General features: G+C 55.9%; 2 protein-coding genes. Both read right to left on the minus strand.

The genetic code is table 11. The features are described 5' to 3' along the window. Positions 1-284: 284 nt before the first annotated feature. On the minus strand, positions 285-1112 hold the full coding sequence (locus HW578_RS23580; protein WP_198373150.1) for an FkbM family methyltransferase: 828 nt from the start codon (positions 1110-1112) through the stop codon (positions 285-287). A 32-nt stretch (positions 1113-1144) separates the two neighbouring features. Next, on the minus strand, positions 1145-3817 hold the full coding sequence (locus tag HW578_RS28505) for a glycosyltransferase (RefSeq protein WP_198373151.1): 2673 nt from the start codon (positions 3815-3817) through the stop codon (positions 1145-1147). Positions 3818-4129: the final 312 nt, after the last annotated feature.

Below are 4129 nucleotides of genomic sequence, written 5' to 3' on the forward strand. Positions count from 1 at the left end.
AAGGACCAGAACGAACCCACCCCCCCGATCCTCACCAGAACCCCGCCGCGCAGCCGCACCGGCCGGCATCCCCGCGCCCCCGACGGCCTTCAGCACCGCCCCGCAACGCGGTTATTCGAGGCGTCCAACAGCGCGTCGGCGTCGATGCTACGGAAAAACGCGTCGAGATACTGGCTTCGAAAGGCGCCTCCAAAGCCGATGAGCGCAAACTGAGCCAGCAGCTTGGGATGGACTGGAAGTAAACTCATGCGCGACGCTTCGAATGACAGACAATGGCCGTTAGGTTAAGCTGGGCCAACCGTGCCTTCCATCTGTAGCCGGGAGACGCGATCGTCGCTCACGTAGAAGGTGTTCTGGAAACCGTCCTTCGGCCGAGGCAGGAGGCGTCGCTCCGATGGATGGAAACCCCAAGGGCTGTAGCCAGCGTCGCGCATAAGAACGTCGATCTCATCCTGGAAGCTGTTTTCAATCAGTATGATCGGCCGGCTGGCACCGATACTCCTCCACATGCCGGAGAGAACCCGGCTCTCGGCCCCCTCCACATCAATCTTCACATAGTCAGGCAATATGCCGAGATCGTCAAAGCGCTTGACGAAAACCTTCACCTTGCCCACCGCGACATAACCGTCAGTCGTATAGGAGCGCAGCCGGGCCAGCGATTCCGGCTTTAAGGAATGCTCGAGCCGTATCGTCGCCTCGCCGAGGATGAAGATGCCCGAGCAATAAGGGATAAAGAGCCAGAAAGACCCCTCCTCCGACGCAAGCCCGAATCTGTGAAGCATACTCGGGCCTGGATAAAGCTCCATCGCCTCGTTGATACTGCGATAAAGCACCGGATTGATCTCGAAGCTGTGGATCGCAGCCCGGCTGCCGACGCTGGTAAGGGAGTTAATCGAGTTCCCTATGTTAGCGCCCACGTCGCAAAAAACCTTGTCAGCGCCGAGATTGCGAAAGAATTCGAAGTCGACATCGTGCACCCCCGTAGTGGTGAAATGCGTTCTTCGGATAATTTCGACACTTTCTAAAAGAGCTTCCATGGGGATTTCAGGAACCAGCTCCTCGGTCGCCCCAACCAAGGGAACCAGCGAATGAATGCTTTGGGGATAACTCATGTCCGTCAACTCCTTTGTTAATTGCAGGAACCTTACTGAGGAAGGCCGACTGAAGCAAGAACTTCGTCCCATGCCCGACAGTAGAATTCGCGATCAAAATTAAGCGAGAACAGATATTTCGCCAATTCCGCTCGCTTCTTCCGGCTCGCTGACAACCTCAAAAGCTGGAGGATGTCCTGCTGAAACTCAGCCACCGACCCGGCCGGGACGTAGTTCGTGTCGCCAAGATTTATCCCCCGCATGGCTACGGCGGTGGCGACGAAGGGCATGCCAATCGCCAGCGTTTCGAGCGTCTTTATCGACATGCCGGTTCCGATCTGATCCGGAAGTACCAGCAGGCGCGCCTTTGCGAAGCAGTCGTCCATCGTGTCGAGGAAGTCGCCATAGTACCAACGGGGACGGGGTCCCAGATTGGCGTAAACGGCCGGGCCAAGCCTGCCTACAACGACTACTGACTTGTCAGCAAGCCGAGGATGGGCGAGAACCACTTTCTCAAGGAACCAGATCGCGGACTGGACGTTGAGCGGGTGGGCATCGCCCCAGAGCATCAAGTCGAAAGATTTTCGGTCAAGGAAGGCCGGATCCAACCGATTCGTAGCAACGAATTCTGCCCAGGGGCGCTTGGGCGAAATCCTGCGCGCCGCCATGTAGGGCCGGATGCATGTGCTGCGTGGAGAGTATGAGCGGATCGTGGCGTTTTCGGTCTCCGAGAGGTTTACAGTCGCATCCACCGAACGCCAGACCGCAATCTCGTCCCTCAGGTGATCGGCCTCCCTCTCAATGCGTTGCGTGACGAGATTGCGCCGTCTCTGGCTCGCGAGCTGGCGGGCTTGGATATCCTGCGTCTCCAGGATGATCCGGGCTTTCCTGAAGCGCCTTGCATAGTCGGTGTTGAATGCGTGGTTCACGATGACAACGACTGCATTCTCGAACACGTAGCGGGCGAGGGTCCGGTCGTGGTCCACCGCCCCTCCGTTCAGAGCGTTTAACTGGCCAAAAAGACTCTTGCGCCAGAACGAAGGCGAGAGAAACACCTTCAGCGTTGATGCGCGCGTACTACTGGCCAAAAGGAAGGCATGCGGGCGAACGCGCTCTGAATTTTCCCTGTGCCGCTGAAATATCGAATCAATATTCCAATAGCCAGCCGGATTTTCGGAAACCATCATACGAAATACGAAGAAACCACGGCTGAGGAGATACTCGGTATTTGAGTCAAACACGGTTGTGCTACCACATTTGCCCCAGAATGGAGACACAACGGCTGCAACGGCGCCGAACCTCCCGCAAGTTACTGCGGGTTCCGCGGCCGCCGGCAGGAAGTCCTGGGTGACACAGTTGCGCAGGAAAATCTCCCGTGCCTCCTTCATTTTTTTCAGGCGCTCCCTGGCGAAGTCCTGCGTCCTGTGCGCATCGACAAAGTCCGTCGCCGCTGCGGCGAGGTCGTCAATCTCCGAATACGTAAAGACGTGCCCAAGATGGGCTGATCGGCTCATCGTCGTATTATCGGGCGCCACGACTGCCACCCCGAGCAGCGCGCATTCGGCAAAGACCGCGCTGATCCGATTCGTATAATCGGCTTGGCGGTAAGGCTGCAGAAGCAGATCCAGGCCTGCGATCTGGTCGAGATAGTCGCTGTCGGATGCAATGTCGGCGACCTCAATCCCGTGAACGCTCAGGAGAAGGCGCTGCACGTCATTTGATGAAGAGGATTGAAGTCCCAGAAGAACAAAGCGAGAATCCGGATCTTTTGCGCGCACCGCTTTAAATGCCAGCGCAACCGCCGCGTGGTTCTCCGCCGTGATGTCTTTGGCCCGAACGCCGACCCGTAGCGCAACTGTCCTGTTCGGCGACCGGGCCTCAGCGTCGGCCAGCCGCCCGCTGAATTTCGCAGGCTCCTCGACGTGATTGAAAATCTTGAACGGCAAGCCCGAAAGCGCCGTCATCTCGCTGCAGAGACCATCGTTTGTACCGAAGAGGTGCAGAGCTCTGAACGGAAGCCCGCTCCGGCAACGCTGCCCAAGCCACCGCGGTTCGGCGCGCTGATAATAGTCGAGGTTGAAGGACTCGCCATAGTTCTCCGTCATTGAGTGATGGAAAACAACATGAAGGGGCGCCGGGAGCGGATCGATAAGGTCCATGTGCGGCCGAAGGAAAAACAACGCCTCTATCATGGCGTAGTTTCCGGAGTGCATGATGACGAGATCGCCCTCCGATACCTTCAGTTTCCGGAGCTCCGCGGCGAGCTCCCGAGCAAATAAATCATCATAATACGGCGCTCTTTTGTATATAATGAAGTTATACAATTTCATTAAAATGTAAATGAATGGAAATAATATCACCATTATCGTGCGGAGAAAAATATTAAAAACAGATACAACATCAGGAAACCGCGCAGCTGCGCCGGGCCGCAATAGCCCGGCAACAGATCTTCCGAAATTAAAAATACCGTCACACAGATTAACGATCTCAATATTCCGATACTTGGAATGAATTTCTGCGTAATCATAAGAAGAGTGCGAAAAACACTTGCGTATATCGGCAGTAACATCAGAAAAATCTGAATTATCTGTTTTATTGATAAGAAGTACCGTATCAAAACCCGCCTCTATAGCGTTATTACAGATAATTTTATTGTACCGATAGTTATGTGAATGTTGGAACCTCTGATTCGGATCAATAACAATGCATCGTGGCCGTCTAATCACTCGCTGTTCTCCTATGTTGGACGAAATCCGGCCGCGATAGCGACGCTGCGCGCGGAAAAGCGTGATAAAGCTAAGATAGGTGCCCTGACTAGGGGGGCGTCCGCGGGAGACCTCTGCGATTGGAGTTGCCCCCATCAAACCGGACAGGCGGCGTGGGTTGCTGACTGCGTGGCGATGACCTCACGGGAGAGCTCTGCGAAACCTGCGTGATCGGCTGATGAAGATGTGGCGGTGTCCTGGAAGCGGCCTTGGGGGTCGTCTTCGAGCCCGCCGGTCGTGCGGTGGGCGCACCTCTCCCGTCAGGCGAGTAGC

This window comes from Roseomonas rosulenta (assembly GCF_016106005.1).
GTDB lineage: Bacteria > Pseudomonadota > Alphaproteobacteria > Acetobacterales > Acetobacteraceae > Neoroseomonas > Neoroseomonas rosulenta.